Below are 16,882 nucleotides of genomic sequence, written 5' to 3' on the forward strand. Positions count from 1 at the left end.
TATCTCTGGTAGCATCCGTGCGGTATTTGACACCGCTGCGGCGATCAACCATGTTCCCCGCCCGCCGCATGGACACCGATGTAAGCGGCAGATTCTCGACCTGGCTCTGAGGCCAGGCGGGCCAGGAGCGAAAACACCACATGAACGTCGTTATCGTCGAATCCGCCGCTAAGGCCAAGACGATCAACAAGTATTTGGGGTCTGGCTACAAAGTCATTGCGTCTTACGGGCACGTCCGTGACCTTCCTGCGAAGGATGGCTCGGTGGAGCCGGACCACGATTTCGCGATGCAGTGGGAAGTCGACAGCAAGTCCCAGAAGATCATGCGCGAGATCGCCGACGCGCTCAAGAACGCCGACAAGCTGATCCTCGCGACCGACCCTGATCGCGAAGGCGAGGCGATCTCCTGGCACATCCTGGAGATCCTCAATAATAAGAAGGCGCTGAAGAAGGGCACCGAAGTCGAACGCGTCGCCTTCAACGCCATCACCAAGCAGTCGATCCTCGCCGCGCTGAAAGAGCCGCGCAAGATCGACGAACCGCTCGTCGAAGCATACCTCGCCCGTCGCGCGCTCGATTATCTCGTCGGCTTCACGCTCTCGCCGGTTCTCTGGCGCAAGCTGCCGGGCGCGCGCTCGGCCGGCCGCGTGCAGTCGGTGGCGCTCCGTCTCGTCTGCGATCGCGAAGCCGAGATCGAAGCCTTCAAGACCGACGAATACTGGACGATCGAAGCACTGCTGACGACGAGCAAAGGCGAAGACGTCAAGACGCGCCTCGTTGCCATTGAGGGCACCGCGCTCAAAAAGCTCGACATCAAGGATGAGGCATCCGCGACCGCGATCAAAGCCGCCCTTGAAGGCCGCGATTTCCGCGTCGCGTCGATCGAGAAGAAGGCGGCAAAGCGCAACCCCTATCCGCCGTTCACGACCTCGACCCTGCAGATGGACGCGTCACGCAAGCTCGGCTTCTCGGCCAAGCAGACGATGCAGATCGCGCAGCGTCTTTATGAAGGCGTCGACATCGGCGGCGAGACGGTCGGCCTCATTACTTATATGCGAACCGACGGCGTTCAGATCGTCCCTGAAGCCGTGAGCCAGATCCGCGACGTCATCTCGGCCGAATACGGCAAGCAGTACACGCCGTTCGCGCGCGAATACAAAACGAAGGCGAAAAACGCGCAGGAAGCGCACGAAGCCATTCGTCCGACCGATCCGCGCCGCAAACCCGATCAGGTTCGCAAGTACCTCGAAAAGGATCAGGCGGCGCTTTACGACCTGATCTGGAAGCGCGCGATCGCGAGCCAAATGGCCCCCGCCGACATGGAACAAACCGCCGTCGAGATCGAGGCCAAAGGCAGCGACGGCAAGAATTACGGCCTGCGCGCCAACGGCTCGGTGCTCCTGTTCGACGGCTTCCTCAAGGTCTACGAGGAAGGCCGCGACGACCGCTTCCGCTACATCGAGAAGGGTAAGGACGATCCGGAAGGCGAAGACGAGGATCGCCGCCTGCCGGCGCTCGCCCAGGGCGATCATCTGAAAGACAAGGAAATCAGCGCGGACCAGCACTTCACGCAGCCACCCCCGCGCTTTTCCGAAGCGACGCTCGTCAAGCGCATGGAAGAACTCGGCATCGGCCGGCCTTCCACCTATGCCTCAACGATGGCCGTGCTCGTCGACCGCGACTATGTCCGCATCGAGAAGAAGCGCCTCGTTCCTGAGGACAAGGGCCGCCTCGTCATCGCGTTCCTCGAAAGCTTCTTCAAGCGCTACGTCGAATACGACTTCACGGCGGAGCTGGAAGAAAAGCTCGACCTCATCTCCAACAACGAGCTGGCCTATAAAGAAGTGCTGCGCGATTTCTGGCGGCAGTTCATCGCCTCTGTCGGCGAGATCAAGGATCTGCGCGTCGGCGACGTTCTCGAAGCCCTGAATGAAATGCTCGGGCCGCACGTCTTCCCCGACAAGGGCGACGGCAGCGATCCGCGCCTGTGCCCGAAGTGCAATCAGGGACGCCTCAGCCTCAAGATTTCAGGCAAATACGGCGCCTTCATCGGCTGCGGCAACTATCCCGAATGCAACTACACGCGCCAGCTTTCTCAGAGCGCCAACAATGGCGAGGCGGCGCTCGACGGCAAGGTGCTCGGATATAACGACGATGGCATCGCCGTCACGCTGCGCACCGGCCGCTTCGGTCCCTACATCCAGCTCGGCGAAGCCGCAGGCGACGAAAAGCCGAAACGCTCGAGCATTCCCAAGGGCATCGACGCGGCGACGCTCGACTTCGAAAAGGCGATGCAGCTTCTCTCGCTGCCGCGCGACGTCGGTGTGCATCCGACCGAAGGCGGCATGATCACCGCGAGCCTTGGCCGCTTCGGGCCGTTCATCCTGCACGAGCACGACGGTGCGAAAACCTACGTCAATCTCGGCAACGTCGAAGACGTGTTCACGATCGGCATCAATCACGCCGTGACTCTGCTTGCCGAAAAGCGCGCGGGCGGCGGCAAGAGCCGCTTCCAGCGGAATGCTCCCAAGGTTCTGAAAGACCTCGGCGCGCATCCGAGCGAAGGCGGCCCCGTGCAGGTGCTCGAAGGCCGCTACGGTCCTTACGTCACGCACAATAAGGTCAACGCCACCGTACCTCGCGGCAAGGACCCTTCTGCGCTGACGATGGATGAAGCCGTGGCACTCATCGCCGAACGCATCGCTAACGGCGGCGGCAAGAAATCGAAAGCATCGCGTTCGTCCGCCAAGCCGAAAGCCGCGAAGGCTGCAAAGCCCGCAAAGAACGAAGCAGCACCCGCCGCAAAACGGACTGCCAAACCGGCAGCGGCGAAGAAAGCGGCTCCCGCCAAGAAGTCAGCAGCCAAACCCGCCGCTAAAAAACTCGCAAAGGCCAAAGCCTGAAGCAGAAGCTACGAGGGAAGACACCGCGCGGCAAACCGCAGGGCGCAGCGCGCGTTGCCACCGATCGCGGTCTGCCGAGCAAAGAACAGATCCTCGAATTTCTGAACTCTGCGCAAGGCAAAGCAGGCAAGCGCGAGATCGCGCGCGCATTCGGCGTCTCGGGCGGCGCGCGCATCGCGCTGAAACGCATCCTCGCCGAGATGGCCGCCGACGGCACGCTCACCGGCGACAAGAAGCACCTCAAGGAAAAGGGCAAGCTTCCGCCCGTCACGACGCTCGAAGTCACCGGCCGTGACGACGACGGCGATCTGATCGCCAAGCCATTGCAATGGGACGAAGACGAGGGCAAGCGCCCCACCGTGCGCCTGTCGCTTTCGGCGCGTTCCGCAGATAGCGAGATTGGCATCGGCGACCGCGTTCTGGCGAAGCTCACCAGACTCCCTCGCGGAACCGGAAGCGGCGCGATCTATGAAGCGACGCCGATCAAAAAACTGCCGAAAGAGAAACGCCGCCTGCTCGGCGTCTTCCGCGCGTCGAAGCGTGGCGGCGGAACGATCGAGCCGATCGACCGCAAGGAGCTGAAAAGCTGGCCGATACTGCCCGACGACATGGGCGAAGCCAGCGACGGCGATCTTGTGCGCTTCGAACTCGTCCGGCGCGGCCGCTTTGCGACGCCGCGTGCGGAAATCGTCGAAAGCCTCGGCAATCCCGACGACCAGCGCCAGATTTCCCTGATCGCCATCCACGCGCACGGCATTCCGGAGGACTTTCCGGAAAGCGTGCTGAAGGAATGCGAAACGCTTTCCGCCCCGACGATGGATCGCCGCGAAGACCTGCGCGCAGTCCCGCTTCTGACGATCGATCCTGTCGATGCGCGCGACCATGACGACGCCGTGCATGCCGAGTTCGACAGCGATCCGAAGAACGAGGGCGGCTTTATCGTGACCGTCGCAATCGCCGACGTCGCGCATTACATCCGCCCCGGCTCGAAAATCGATCGCGAAGCGCAACTGCGCGGCAACTCGGTCTACTTTCCGGATCGCGTCGTGCCGATGTTGCCGGAAAAGATTTCGAACGACCTCTGCTCACTGCGCGAAGGCGAAGAGCGCGCCTGCCTCGCCGTGCATCTTGTATTCGATCGTCACGGCGAGAAGCGTCGCCACAAGTTCGTTCGCGCGATGATGCGCTCGGCTGCCAAACTCTCTTATCAGGAAGCGCAGGCGGCGATCGACGGGCAGCCTTCGGAAAAATGCGAACCGCTGATGGAGCGCGCTCTGAAGCCGCTCTGGGCTGCGTATCGCGCCGTTGCCATCGCACGCGACAAGCGCGGGCCTCTCGATCTCGATCTACCGGAGCGCCGGATTGTTCTCGATGACAAAGGCCGCGTCGCACGCGTTGTCACGCCGGAACGTCTCGACGCACATCGCCTCATCGAAGAATTCATGATCCAGGCGAACGTCGCGGCCGCCGAGACGCTCGAAGAAAAGCGCTTGCCGCTCGTCTATCGCGTGCACGATGCGCCGAGCGCCGAGAAGCTGAAAGGCCTGCGCGACTTCCTCGAAACGCTCGACATGAAGGTTCCGCACGCGGGCGCGCTTCGGCCCGAAGCCTTCAACAAAGTTCTCGAACAGGCGAAAAACCTGCCGGTTCCCGATCTCATCAGCGAGGTGATCCTGCGTTCGCAATCGCAGGCGGAATACACGCCGAAGAACATCGGACACTTCGGCCTGAACCTCGTGCGCTACGCGCACTTCACGTCACCTATCCGCCGTTACGCCGACCTCATCGTGCACCGCGCGCTGATCCGCGCGTTGGACCTCGGCCCCGACGGACTGACGGACGAAGAAATCCCGCACCTCGCGAGCGTCGCCAAGGCGATCTCCGACACGGAACGGCGCGCCATGTCGGCCGAGCGCGAAACGACCGACCGTCTCGTCGCCGCTCACCTCGCCGATCGCATCGGCGCAACGTTCCCAGCGCGCATCGCGGGCGTGACGCGCTCCGGCCTGTTCGTGCGCCTGAAAGACACCGGCGCGGACGGATACATCCCCATCTCGAGCCTCGGCGACGATTATTATCACCACATTGAAGCCTCCCACGCGCTGGTGGGCGCGCGCACGGGCGCCGGCTATCGCCTCGGAGACACGGTCGAAGTGCGGTTACTGGAAGCCATCCCGTCCGCCGGAGCACTGCGATTTGAAATGCTGACGCCCGCCTCGCGCGGGAATTTTGCGGCGCTCAAGGCGGGCGCGCGCGGGGCTCCGAGAAAAAAATTCGGCAAATTCCAGCGTCGTCGATAACGTCGCAGAAACCGCCTACGTATTGACCATGCCGCTTGGACAGCCCATCACCATGAGCATGCATGACTTAAATCAAATGGCAGCACCAGCCGACGATAGCCTGCCGCCTCGTGATGTATGGCAATCGTTGAGGCGCGGATGGCGTCAGAAGTGCCCGTGCTGCGGCAACGGCCGCATCTACGGAAAATACCTCAAGGTCAACGACGTATGCTCGTCGTGCGGCACCGAACTGTTTCATCATCGCGCCGACGATGCGCCGCCCTATTTCGTGATGACGATCACCGGGCACGTCATCGTGGGCGGTATTCTGATGACCGAAAAAATGTTCGCGCCGCCTGTGTGGGTCGAGCTTGCAATCTGGCTGCCCGTCACCGTGCTGCTCAGCCTCTGGCTGCTGCCGCGCGTGAAAGGTGCGCTCATCGGATATCAGTGGGCGCTGCGCATGCACGGCTTCGGCAATCCCGCTTTCGATAACGAAGACCTTTCACGCCTTCCGCCAGCCGAGCCGGAAGCAGCAAAGTAAGCCGAAAGCGATCACGCAATGATCGAGGCGTCGTCATCTCTCGCCGCAGCAGGCCATGTCGAGATTCGCGACGCGGCCTGCGTGGTCGTCATCGATGACGCGAGGCCGGACCCGAGGCTGCTGATGGGCCGGCGCCACGCCGATCAGGTCTTTTTGCCCGATAAATGGGTCTTCCCCGGTGGCCGCGTCGACGATGCCGACCGTGCGCTCGCCCGTTCGTTCGACACGCCTTACCTGCCGCGCGACCTCGTCGCCGAAATTCGTCCCTTCGCATTGGCAGCCGTGCGCGAACTCTACGAGGAAGCCGGAATGCTCATCGGCGCGGAAGCGGCCAGCCATCTGCGGAATGATCTCTGGCCGTCATTCTCGGCTGCAGGCTACGCACCGGCCCCGGTTCATCTTTCGCCGCTGGCGCGCGCCATAACCCCGCCAGGACGCGTCCGCCGCTACGATACGTGGTTTTTTACTGCCTCACGTTCGAAGATCGCGAACGCGCAGTCGACGCCGGACGGCGAATTGCTCGATCTCGATTGGTTTACGCTCGATGAAGCACGCAAGCTCGATCTGCCGAACATCACGCGACTGGTGCTGGACGACGTTTCGCAGCGGCTGGAATGCGCGAACCGGGGAGATTTCACCGGCTCGGACTTGCCGTTCTACTTCGAGGATGCCTGCGGCTTTCAGCGCACCTTGGTCTCGTGCACCATGCCGCAGCCTACACCTTGACATAGAAAATCCCGCGCGTATGTTGCGCGCTCTGCGGCTGACCTGGGTCAGCCCTTTTTCTTTCTAAGCGTGAATCATGGCAAAGCCGGTTACACAAAAGATCAAGTTGTTGTCGTCCGCTGGAACGGGCTTCTTCTACGTCACGAAGAAGAACCCGCGCACGTCGACCGAGAAGCTTGTTTTCAAGAAGTACGATCCCGTCGCGCGCAAGCACGTCGAGTTCAAGGAAACAAAGATTAAGTAATTAGACGCAGGGATTTAACCCGCGTCCGTTTACTCGGAATTCCGTATTTTGAGATTGGTGGGAGCGCTGGCCGCATAAGTGGCCAGGGCTGAAAGCAAACTCGGCAGCGGGGTAAATCGTTCCGAGACAGCTTCACGACCCTGGCCACAACCGGGCGAAGTTCAAAGAGGGCGTTGTTCCTCACCCAGCTTCACGATCGACCCTCTGCAACCGTTCGAGGAGGCCACTCGCGTGGTCACTCGGATCGATCCATCCCCGTCCTACCAGGCTATGCGGCGGGCCCGGCAGATCGGGAACTAAGGACGCCACGAACCCCAACTGGGCATCGTGACGCAAAGGCTCTTCGATTTCTCGTGGCCCCCCTTTGTCAACCGGGTAGTTGGTGCCAGATAACGGTGCAGAAATCAAGAACTGCTTTACCTGTTGCTCTGCAGTCACGATTCGCTTGCGCTGATCGCTCCCGCCCCGACTAATATTCTGGAAATGTGAGCCTTTTCCTTGGCAGCTCTGCGGCCTGAGCAAGGATATATGGCGCCGTCAATCCGAACAGCTGTGCTCTGCGGATGACTATGCGGCGTCTGAAACGACCCGGTTCCGGCCCCGGCGCTTGGCCTTATAGAGCGCGTTGTCGGCCCGCTTGAACATGGACTCGGGTGTGTCTTGCGGGCTTTCGAGCGTCGCGATCCCGACGCTGGCCGTCACGCGGACGGTCTGTCCGCCCTCTATGGTGAACTCATCGGCGGCCACGCACGCCCGCAGCCGCTCTCCGATTTGATACGCGCGTTCAAGATCGGTATCCGGCATGATGATGACGAACTCTTCGCCGCCGAGACGGCAGGCGAGATCAACGCCGCGCGTATTACGCTTCAGCCGGACCGAAAACTCCTTCAGCACCGCATCGCCCGCATCGTGGCCGTGGGTATCGTTGACATCCTTGAAGTGATCAATGTCCGCCACGAGCATCGACAGGCTGCGCCCCGTGCGAATGGCTTCGGAAACCAGGGTCCTGAGATGCCCTTCCATGTAGCGCCGGTTGTGCAGCCCGGTCAGAGAATCCGTAACCGAAAGCTCGACGCTCTCCGCCAGCCGGTGCCGCAGGAAATCCGAATGACGCTTGCGCTTGATCTGCGTTTTGACGCGAGCGAGAAGCTCATGCCGGTCGATGGGACGCATCAGGTAATCGTTGACGCCCATATCGAGCCCGCGCAGCAGCCGCGCTTCGTCGCCCGGTGCGACCAACATGATGATCGGCAAATGCCGCGTGCGTTCGAGCGACCGCACCTGCGAGCACAAACGCAATCCATCGGCTCCGTCCAGCGATAGGCTGACAACCAGCAGGTCGAAATTGCTTTCGGTAAGCTTCGCCAGCGCCGCGTGCATGTCGCGTTCAGCGAAGGCGTCATTGCCTTTCGAAAGAACATCCAATAGGCGCGCCGCCGAACGCTCGTTGTCGTCGACGAGCAACACACGCCCGGAACGAGCCGACAAAGCCCGCGCATACGAACCGTCGTCGGGAATGCCCATGTCGCGGCCTGTCGAGGCCCGCATCATCATTTCATCGTTGAGCATTTTCAGGCGCGCGAGGTTTTTCACGCGCGTCACCAATGCGATATCGTCGACGGGTTTCGTCAGAAAATCATCGGCTCCGCTTTCCAGCCCCTGCACCTTGTCGGAGGGCTGATCCAGCGCAGTCACCATGACGACCGGGATATGATGCGTTGCGTGGCTTGCCTTGATGTGGCGGCAGGTTTCAAACCCGTCCATTCCCGGCATCATGACGTCGAGCAGCACGACGTCGACGCTTTCGCGCTCCAGCAGGTCGAGCGCCTGTCGGCCGCTGTTCGCGGTCAGCACCTCGAAATACTCGGCCTGCAGCCGCGCCTCGAGAAGCTTCACATTGGCGAGAATATCATCGACGACGAGTACGCGGGCGGTCATGGAGCTTTACGATTTCGAGGGACCTATGAATTTGCGAACGGTCTCAAGAAAGGTCATCACCGAAATCGGCTTGGAGACATACGCCTCGCAGCCACCTGATCTGATGCGCTCCTCGTCGCCTTTCATCGCGAACGCGGTAACGGCGACGACCGGAATCCGGCACAGTTCGTCATCGTCCTTGAGCCATTTCGTGACCTCGAGCCCAGAGACCTCGGGCAACTGAATGTCCATGAGGATGAGATCGGGGCGATGCTTCCGCGCCAGTTCCAGGGCTTCGAACCCGTTGCGCGTCTGGATCGTCTTATAGCCGTGGGCCGCAAGCAGATCGTTGAAGAGCTTCATATTGAGCTCGTTGTCCTCGACGATCAGGACCGATTGCGTCGCCACGCGCGGCTCCGCGCCGCGACGCTCGACGTTGGTTCGGGTTTCCTGATACGTCATGGCAACCGCCCACACTCCCTACGGCAGTTTCTGCACCGATTCTCGGCTAAACCATTGACCTACTTTGACGCCAAAAGCCGTAACCAACAGTTAACAGCAGGACGCGCATGCCTCGGTTAAGACCTGATCGAATCACTCCCGACGACGCTGAGACGATCGCATTGCAGGCCTTGGGATTCCTGGCTGACGACCCGCAACGCGTGTCGCGCTTTCTGTCGCTGACCGGGACCGATCCGAGACAGCTACGCGCCGAAGCAAAAAACCGGGATTTTCAGGTGGCAACGCTGGATTACATGCTCAGCGACGAGAGCTTGCTGCTCGCGTTCTGCCAGGAGGCGGGGATTGATCCGATCGCGATAGGCCCGGCGCACGCCCTGCTCAGCGGGCAGACCTGAACCAGGTTACCGCCTCGGAGTTGCATCAGCCGGAGGCTTCAGCCTGTGCTAACGATGATCGAATTTAGCGAGCGCTGGCCGACGCCGGGCACTTACCCGGTTCGAGGAACGTCAGCTCCTTAAGCTCGCCTTTGATCGCGAACTCGCCGTAGTCGATCTTCAGATCGCTGGTCACGCCGTCCTCGAAATACCGGAACGAAAGCTCGTAGGCCGGAAGCTGATCTTCCTGATCCTTGCCGGCATCGAAATAGCTGATCGACATCGGCCACGAGGCAACGCCGGCGAGTTTCTCACCGCCCTTGGCAGCGGCCGAAAGCGGCTTGGCGCCCGGCGCGTACTCGCGCCCGATGGCTGTGCTCGTCAGATAATACTTCTCGCCCTTTTCCGAGCCGTCATAGAGGTTGGCCGTCAAAAGCTTGACGCCGTTCTTCGCCGCCTGAACGAGCGTCGAGGCGTGCTGCATCGGAAAATAAATGTCGTTCGGCAGCGCCACGCGCTTCTTCGACGGCTTCACGAGATCGACACCGACCACTGGCGTCGTGCCTTTCGAGCGGGCGGCATCGCCCTGGCTCGCATCCGCCAACTCGTCATTCTGATACTGCGTCGAAGAAAATCTGAGCTTCTTGCCGTCCGCGTCTTCCCAGCTCGAATTCCGGAGATCGCTCAGCGTTTCGGTGCCTTCCTGGTTCGTCATCACGGTGACGAAGCGCATGTTCTGCGTATAGCCGTCGCACGACGAGCCGTTCAGCTCGTACACCATGCGGCCCGCAACACCCGAGACACCTGCTCCCGCGCTCGAATCCGCGAGCGACAGTTCATAGACCGCGCGATGCGGAGCGAAATGCACCGGCTCTTGCGCTCCTGCCGGAGCCGCCCACGCCAGTCCGGCGAGAGCCGCGAACACGCTCCGGGCGCTGATTTCAATCCGGCTGGTCATCGGCGTTCGCTCACTTTCGCGACAAGGCAGTATTTCATATTGCCCCAATCTAAAGGGTCAATAAAGGCATTGCAAAGAGGCGCCACGACGGCCAATTCTCGCCTGCTCGCTGGAAACTAAAGGAAAAGTCATGTCGGATGCTGAACGGCGCCTCGCGGATCTGGGCCTGAAACTGCCAGAGGCTCCGCAACCCGTCGCCAATTATGTGCCTCACATCGTATCCGGCGACCAACTTTTCATTTCCGGCCAGATCGCCAAGGACGAGACCGGACGCGTGTTAACCGGCTTGCTTGGAACCGACGTCTCGGTCGAGGACGGGCGCATCGCCGCCCGCTTCGCAGCCCTTAGTCTGTTGGCGCAAGCCAAGGCCGCACTTGGAACCCTGGACCGCATCGCCCAGGTTTTGCGCGTGACCGGCTTCGTCGCCTCCGCACCGGGATTTTACGAGCAGCCCACCGTGATCAACGGCGCATCCGATCTGCTCGTCGCCGCGTTGGGAGACGCGGGACGCCACACGCGTTCCGCCGTCGGCGTGGCGAACCTTCCGCTCAACACATGCGTTGAAATCGACGCGATCATCAAAGTCCGTTAGGCCATGCTCGACCGCGCGACATTCCTGCGTCCCATTGCGCATCGCGGACTGCACAACGCGAAACGCGGGATCGTCGAAAATACCGGCCCCGCATTCGAAGCGGCGATCGCCAAAGGCTACGGCATCGAATGCGATGTGCGTCCGGCCGCCGACGGCTTGCCGGTCGTATTTCATGATGAAGCGCTGCCGCGCCTCGTCGCCGGTCGCGGCCCGGTTGCCAAAATCACGGAACGGCAGCTTCAATCGCTACGCCATCGCGTCGGTGGCGCGCCGATCCTGACCTTCGACGATTTGCTCGAACTGGTTTCGGGGCGCGTGCCCTTGCTCGTCGAAATCAAGAGCGAATGGCATCCGCCGCAGAAATCGTTTCTCGCCAAACTCGCCGCGTCCGCCTCCGCCTATCGCGGACCGATCGCGCTGATGTCGTTCGACCCCGCCGTGATGACCGTGATCCGTTCGCTCGCTCCGAAACTGCCGCGCGGCATGATCTCGGGCAGCTATGTTGGCGCGGGATGGTGGTCGCGCAAAATCAGCGCGAAGCGCGGAGCCGCACTGCGCGATCTATTGGAATCCGCTCCCGTCGCACCCGATTTTTACGCCTACGACGTGAACGCGCTTCCGACGCCGGTCACGGAATACGCGCGCATCGTGCAGGGTCTTCCGCTGCTCACCTGGACAGTCCGAACCGCGAAACAGCGGCGCATCGCGGCGAGTTTCGCCGACGCCATGATTTTCGAAGGCTTCGAGCCATAGGTCAGCGCCAGAAATACTGGCTCCGCTGGACATCCGGCGCACACCAGATCTGCCCTCGCGGCGCTTTGATCGGCGATTACGCCATTGCATAAATCCGTTGTGTCCGGTTCAATTCGTTGAGTTCATGCCGACATCATCCGACGCCGTAGTCAAATTCATACCGTCCATTGCAGCAGTCGGCGCTGAGCAATGGGACGCGTGCGCAAATCCTGATCCAACCACGTTCAATCCGTTCGTCTCGCACGCGTTCCTGAAGGCGCTGGAAGTCTCGAACTCAGTCGGCCGTGGAAGCGGCTGGCTGCCGCGCCATCTCATCCTCGAAGATGACACCGGCGCCATTGCCGCCGCCGCGCCCGCCTACGTCAAATCGCACAGCCAGGGCGAATACGTTTTCGACCATGCCTGGGCGGAAGCCTACGAACAGGCCGGCGGACATTATTATCCGAAGCTGCAGATCGCGGTGCCGTTCACGCCGGTGCCCGGACCACGGCTCCTCGTGAAGCCCGGCCCGCGAGCCAACGCGGACGAGCAGTTGCTCGCAGCGGCATCGATCGAGCTTGCACGTCAGGGCGGGCTGTCGTCTGTGCACTTGACGTTTCTATCCGCCGATGCCGCCGAGCGCCTGCGTGGGATTGGTTTTCTGACGCGCACCGGCCAGCAGTTTCACTGGCAGAACCGCGACTACACGTCGTTCGACGATTTTCTCGCAAGCCTCGCCTCGCGAAAGCGCAAAGCGATCCGCAAGGAACGCCAGGCCGCCGTCGCGCCGGGGATCGAGATCGAGCACGTCACCGGCCGCGACATCACCGAAGCGCACTGGGACGCGATGTTCGCGTTCTACATCGACACCGGCAATCGCAAGTGGGGCCGGCCCTATCTCAACCGCGTGTTCTTTTCCGAACTCGGACAGACGATGCCGGAAAGCTGTCTGCTCGTCCTAGCGAAACGCGACGGCCGCTATATCGCCGGCGCGTTGAACCTCATCGGCGGCGATTGCCTCTATGGCCGCTACTGGGGGTCAACCGAGCATCATCCCGCTCTGCATTTCGAAATCTGCTACTATCAGGCCATCGATTTCGCGATCAGCCGCAAACTGGCGCGCGTCGAGGCGGGCGCGCAGGGCGAGCACAAACTGGCGCGCGGCTATCTCCCGGTCGAGACCTACTCCGCCCACTGGCTTTCAGACCCCGGCCTGCATCGCGCCGTCGAGCGGTTCCTCAAAAAGGAGCGAGCGCTTGTCACGCAATACTCTGCCGACTTGACCGACCTTGGTCCCTATCGCAAAGACGACGCCTAGAGTGCTTCCGGAAAAGTGGGAACAGGATTTCCGATAAGAAGCGCGACAAAACGAAGGCCTGGAGCCTCCCGCGATTCAGCGAAAAGCGGCAAGGCTCTAGGGCACGTGCGGATGGGCCGGACGTGTAAAAAGCCAGCGCGAGCGAGCCTCATCATGTCCTATGACACGAACAACATTTTCGCGAAGATCCTGCGCGGCGAAATCCCATGCCACAAGGTCTACGAGGACGCCGACGCCATCGCCTTCATGGATGTGATGCCGCAATCGCCGGGGCACGCGCTGATCCTTCCTAAATCGGCCTCGCGCAATCTCCTCGACGCCGATCCGGCTGTGCTCGCGAAAATCATCCCGCTCGTGCAGAAAGTCGCGGTCGCCGCGAAATCGGCTTTCGACGCTGACGGCGTCAGCATCGCGCAATTCAACGAAACCGCAGGCGGGCAGACGGTCTTCCACCTGCATTTCCACGTCATCCCGCGTTACGAAGGCAAGCCGCTGAACACGCACGCGCGCAACATGGAAGACAACGCGGTGCTCGCAACCAATGCCGAAAAGCTGAAGGCGGCGCTCGCGGCGTAAGCCGGAACCGCGCTCGGCTTCAAGGATTTGGTCTGATACGCTCGAGACATCAGGCTGAACGGGAGTTGACGCTCATGGCTTTGATCCTTGTAATCGGCGCGAGCCGCGGCATCGGACTGGAAACAGTGAAGGCGGCGCTCGCAGCGGGCCATAAGGTGCGCGCCTTCGCACGATCGGCCCCATCGATCGATATTTCGGATCCCAATCTCACGAAGATCACCGGCGACGCGCGCGTGCGGGGCGAGGTTGCAGCAGCCGTGCAAGGCGTCGACGCTGTGATCTACGCTGTCGGAGCGACCAGCCTATCGGATTTGCTTTTCGGAACGACGTTGTTTTCCGATTCAACGCGCGCACTCGTCGAGGCGATGCAAGGCGCCGGCGTTCGCCGACTGATGATGGTGACGGGCGCCGGTGCCGGAAACAGCCGCGGCCGCATCAATTTCCTTTATGACAACCTGATTTTTCCGCTCGTGCTGCAACGGGCCTATAACGACAAGGACATCGCCGAAGACATCGTCGAAAAAAGCGGGCTCGACTGGACGATCGCGCGACCCGGTGGGCTGACGAACAGACCTGCGACAGGGCGCTACAAAATCCTGAATGAGCCGAAGGACTGGCGCGGCGGCTTCATCTCGCGCACCGACGTCGCGAATTTTCTCGTCAAGCATCTCGACGATGCAACGCTCTTTGGAAAAACGCCGCTCCTGGTCGATTGACAACCTGACAAAGAAAATCCTGCCAAAGAAAAAGAGCGCGGCCTGGACCGCGCTCTTTTCAATCCCAGTCGCGCGGTGATCCGCGCAACTATTCCTCTTTCTTTTTGCGCGGAACGCTCGGCACCGCACCGGACTCTTTCGGCTTCTCGCCCTTCTCCTTCGGACCGGGCAGCGCCTTCTTCGGCGTTGCATCGGCGAGCACGGGCTGCGGACTGTCGTCGTCCGTCTCCTCGTCCTCGACCGACCGGGCCCGCTTCGACGGATCGAGCGGCAGGAACTCGAACGCCAGTTCGCGATCCGGGCCTTTGCCCTTCACGAGCACCTTCACCGTTCCACCGTTCTCGAGCTTGCCGAACAGCAGCTCTTCCGCCAGCGGCTTCTTGATGTGCTCCTGAATGACGCGCGCCAGCGGCCGTGCGCCGAACTTTTCGTCGTAGCCCTTCTCCGCCAGCCAGCGCGTCGCCTCGTCCGACAGCTCGATCGAAACGCTGCGATCGGCCAGCTGCGCTTCGAGCTGGAAGATGAACTTCTCGACGACCTGCGCGATGATCTCCGGCGACAGACCCGAGAACGGCACGATGGCGTCGAGACGGTTGCGGAACTCCGGCGTGAACAGCTTCGTCACGGCTTCCGTATCTTCACCCTCGCGCTTCTGACGGTTGAAGCCCATCGGCGGCCGCGCCATGTCGGACGCGCCTGCGTTGGTCGTCATAATCAGAATGACGTTGCGGAAATCGACCGACTTGCCGTTGTGATCCGTCAGCTTGCCGTGGTCCATCACCTGCAACAGGATGTTGAACAGATCCGGATGCGCCTTCTCGATTTCGTCGAGCAGCAACACGCAATGCGGATGCTGATCGACGCCGTCGGTCAGAAGACCGCCCTGGTCGAAGCCGACGTAACCTGGCGGCGCACCGATCAAACGCGAGACCGTGTGCTTCTCCATGTATTCCGACATGTCGAAGCGCAGAAGCTCGACGCCCATCAGATTGGCGAGCTGCTTCGCGACTTCGGTCTTGCCGACGCCGGTCGGACCCGAGAACAGGTAGCAGCCGATCGGCTTCTCCGGTTCGCGAAGACCCGCGCGCGCCAGCTTGATCGCGCTCGACAGAGCCTCGATGGCCTTGTCTTGCCCGAACACAAGCCGCTTCAGATCGCGATCGATATGCGCGATGACCTGCGCATCGCTCTTGGTGACCGTTTTCGGCGGGATGCGCGCCATCACGGCGACCGTCGCCTCGATCTCCTTGGTCGTGATCTTCCGCTTGCGCTTGCCTTCCGGCAGCAACATCTGCGACGCACCCGTCTCGTCGATCACGTCGATCGCCTTGTCGGGCAGCTTGCGGTCATGAATGTACTTGGCCGAAAGATCGACAGCCGCCTTGATGGCTTCGTTCGTGTATTTGACCTTGTGATAATCCTCGAACACGGTCTTCAGACCCTTGAGGATCTCGATCGCGTCTTCGACCGTCGGCTCCTTCACGTCGATCTTTTGGAAGCGACGGACGAGAGCACGATCCTTCTCGAAGTGCTGGCGATATTCCTTGTAGGTCGTCGAGCCGATGCAGCGCAGTGTACCCGACTGCAGGGCCGGCTTCAGCAGGTTCGACGCATCCATCGCGCCGCCGGACGTCGCGCCCGCGCCGATGACCGTGTGGATCTCGTCGATGAAGAGCACCGCGCCCGGGAAAGCCTCGACTTCTTTCATCACGGCTTTGAGGCGTTCCTCAAAGTCGCCGCGATAACGCGTTCCGGCAAGCAACGCGCCCATATCGAGCGCGAAGATGGTCGCGCCCTTGAGCACGTCCGGTACCTGTCCGCCGACGATCTTGCGCGCCAAGCCTTCGGCAATCGCCGTCTTGCCGACGCCCGGATCACCGACGAACAACGGATTGTTCTTCTGACGGCGGCAGAGCACCTGCACGGTGCGCATGACTTCCTGCTCGCGGCCGATCAGCGGATCGATCTTGCCGTCGCGCGCCTTCTTATTGAGGTTCACGCAGTAGGTGTTCAGCGCGTCGCCGGGCTTTCTCTCTTCGCCCTCTGTCGCCGTGGCATCCTCGTCGACGCCGCGAACCGTGCGCGGCTCGAACATGCCCGGACGCTTCGCGATGCCGTGCGCGATATACTGCACGGCGTCGAACCGCGTCATTTCCTGTTCCTGCAGGAAGTATGCAGCGTGACTTTCCCGTTCCGAGAAAATGCCGACGAGCACGTTGGCGCCGGTGACTTCCTCGCGGCCCGACGTCTGCACGTGGACGATCGCGCGCTGCACGACGCGCTGGAACGAGTTCGTCGGATGCGCGTCGCGCGCCGACTTCGACACGATCGGCTTAAGCTCGGTGTCGAGGTATTCGATCAGCCGCGCACGCAGCTGCTCGAGATCGACCGAGCAGGCGCGCATGACGGCCGCTGCATCGCGGTCGTCAACGAGCGCCAGCAACAGGTGCTCAAGCGTTGCAAATTCGTGATGGCGCACATTCGCGTACTGCACCGCGCGGTGCAGTGATGCTTCGAGATTTTTGGAGAGCGATGTCAATC

Annotated in this window: 15 protein-coding genes; 11 read left to right on the plus strand and 4 right to left on the minus strand. The window is 61.5% G+C overall.

The features are described from left to right. Positions 1 to 140 precede the first annotated feature (140 nt). From topA to rpmG, 5 genes are all read left to right on the plus strand, one after another. Positions 141 to 2,903 (plus strand): type I DNA topoisomerase, encoded by a 2,763-nt coding sequence (topA, locus tag HYPGJ_RS10440; RefSeq protein ID WP_046847126.1) that lies wholly within the window; start codon positions 141 to 143, stop codon positions 2,901 to 2,903. A gap of 71 nt (positions 2,904 to 2,974) precedes the next feature. Then, positions 2,975 to 5,203 carry a ribonuclease R gene (gene rnr, locus HYPGJ_RS10445; RefSeq protein WP_046847127.1) on the plus strand — a complete coding sequence of 743 codons (2,229 nt, stop codon included), beginning with the start codon at positions 2,975 to 2,977 and terminating at the stop codon, positions 5,201 to 5,203. A 76-nt stretch (positions 5,204 to 5,279) separates the two neighbouring features. Next, complete coding sequence (locus tag HYPGJ_RS10450; protein WP_046848315.1) at positions 5,280 to 5,726, plus strand: DUF983 domain-containing protein; 447 nt, start codon at positions 5,280 to 5,282, stop codon at positions 5,724 to 5,726. Between the two features lie 18 nt (positions 5,727 to 5,744). After that, entirely contained in the window at positions 5,745 to 6,452 is a 708-nt protein-coding gene (locus tag HYPGJ_RS10455) for an NUDIX hydrolase (protein ID WP_046847128.1), read from the plus strand. 76 nt (positions 6,453 to 6,528) lie between these two features. Next, positions 6,529 to 6,696, plus strand: a complete 168-nt coding sequence (gene rpmG, locus HYPGJ_RS10460; RefSeq protein ID WP_013214665.1) for a 50S ribosomal protein L33 — start codon at positions 6,529 to 6,531, stop codon at positions 6,694 to 6,696. Between the two features lie 567 nt (positions 6,697 to 7,263). On the opposite strand, the gene HYPGJ_RS10465 is transcribed toward rpmG, so the two are convergent. Both HYPGJ_RS10465 and HYPGJ_RS10470 read right to left on the minus strand, forming a co-directional pair. After that, entirely contained in the window at positions 7,264 to 8,634 is a 1,371-nt protein-coding gene (locus HYPGJ_RS10465; protein ID WP_046847129.1) for a PleD family two-component system response regulator, read from the minus strand. A 6-nt stretch (positions 8,635 to 8,640) separates the two neighbouring features. Continuing rightward, positions 8,641 to 9,075: a response regulator gene (locus HYPGJ_RS10470; protein WP_013214663.1), complete on the minus strand. Its 435-nt coding sequence runs from the start codon at positions 9,073 to 9,075 to the stop codon at positions 8,641 to 8,643. Between the two features lie 107 nt (positions 9,076 to 9,182). Between HYPGJ_RS10470 and HYPGJ_RS10475 the strand changes: the two genes are divergently transcribed. Further along, positions 9,183 to 9,470, plus strand: coding sequence for a DUF3572 domain-containing protein (locus HYPGJ_RS10475; RefSeq protein WP_046847130.1), 288 nt, complete (start codon positions 9,183 to 9,185; stop codon positions 9,468 to 9,470). Between the two features lie 64 nt (positions 9,471 to 9,534). Here the strand turns inward: HYPGJ_RS10475 and HYPGJ_RS10480 are convergent, their stop codons facing one another. Further along, positions 9,535 to 10,407 (minus strand): cell envelope integrity EipB family protein, encoded by an 873-nt coding sequence (locus tag HYPGJ_RS10480; RefSeq protein ID WP_046847131.1) that lies wholly within the window; start codon positions 10,405 to 10,407, stop codon positions 9,535 to 9,537. Between the two features lie 130 nt (positions 10,408 to 10,537). Between HYPGJ_RS10480 and HYPGJ_RS10485 the strand changes: the two genes are divergently transcribed. The 5 genes from HYPGJ_RS10485 to HYPGJ_RS10505 all read left to right on the plus strand — a co-directional run bounded on the left by HYPGJ_RS10485 (position 10,538) and on the right by HYPGJ_RS10505 (position 14,341). Then, positions 10,538 to 10,999, plus strand: coding sequence for a RidA family protein (locus HYPGJ_RS10485; RefSeq protein WP_046847132.1), 462 nt, complete (start codon positions 10,538 to 10,540; stop codon positions 10,997 to 10,999). Positions 11,000 to 11,002: 3 nt separating this feature from the next. Continuing rightward, positions 11,003 to 11,752, plus strand: coding sequence for a glycerophosphodiester phosphodiesterase family protein (locus tag HYPGJ_RS10490; RefSeq protein WP_046847133.1), 750 nt, complete (start codon positions 11,003 to 11,005; stop codon positions 11,750 to 11,752). Between the two features lie 124 nt (positions 11,753 to 11,876). Continuing rightward, positions 11,877 to 13,049, plus strand: coding sequence for a GNAT family N-acetyltransferase (locus HYPGJ_RS10495; RefSeq protein WP_046848317.1), 1,173 nt, complete (start codon positions 11,877 to 11,879; stop codon positions 13,047 to 13,049). A 153-nt stretch (positions 13,050 to 13,202) separates the two neighbouring features. Further along, positions 13,203 to 13,625, plus strand: coding sequence for an HIT family protein (locus HYPGJ_RS10500; protein ID WP_046848318.1), 423 nt, complete (start codon positions 13,203 to 13,205; stop codon positions 13,623 to 13,625). 74 nt (positions 13,626 to 13,699) lie between these two features. After that, positions 13,700 to 14,341, plus strand: a complete 642-nt coding sequence (locus tag HYPGJ_RS10505; protein WP_046847134.1) for an SDR family oxidoreductase — start codon at positions 13,700 to 13,702, stop codon at positions 14,339 to 14,341. An 88-nt stretch (positions 14,342 to 14,429) separates the two neighbouring features. Here HYPGJ_RS10505 and clpA read toward each other — a convergent pair whose 3' ends face one another. Continuing rightward, on the minus strand, positions 14,430 to 16,880 hold the full coding sequence (gene clpA / locus HYPGJ_RS10510) for an ATP-dependent Clp protease ATP-binding subunit ClpA (RefSeq protein ID WP_046847135.1): 2,451 nt from the start codon (positions 16,878 to 16,880) through the stop codon (positions 14,430 to 14,432). Positions 16,881 to 16,882: the final 2 nt, after the last annotated feature.

Origin of the sequence: Hyphomicrobium sp. GJ21, from assembly GCF_001006785.1 — a bacterium.
In the GTDB taxonomy this organism is placed as follows: Bacteria; Pseudomonadota; Alphaproteobacteria; order Rhizobiales; family Hyphomicrobiaceae; genus Hyphomicrobium_B.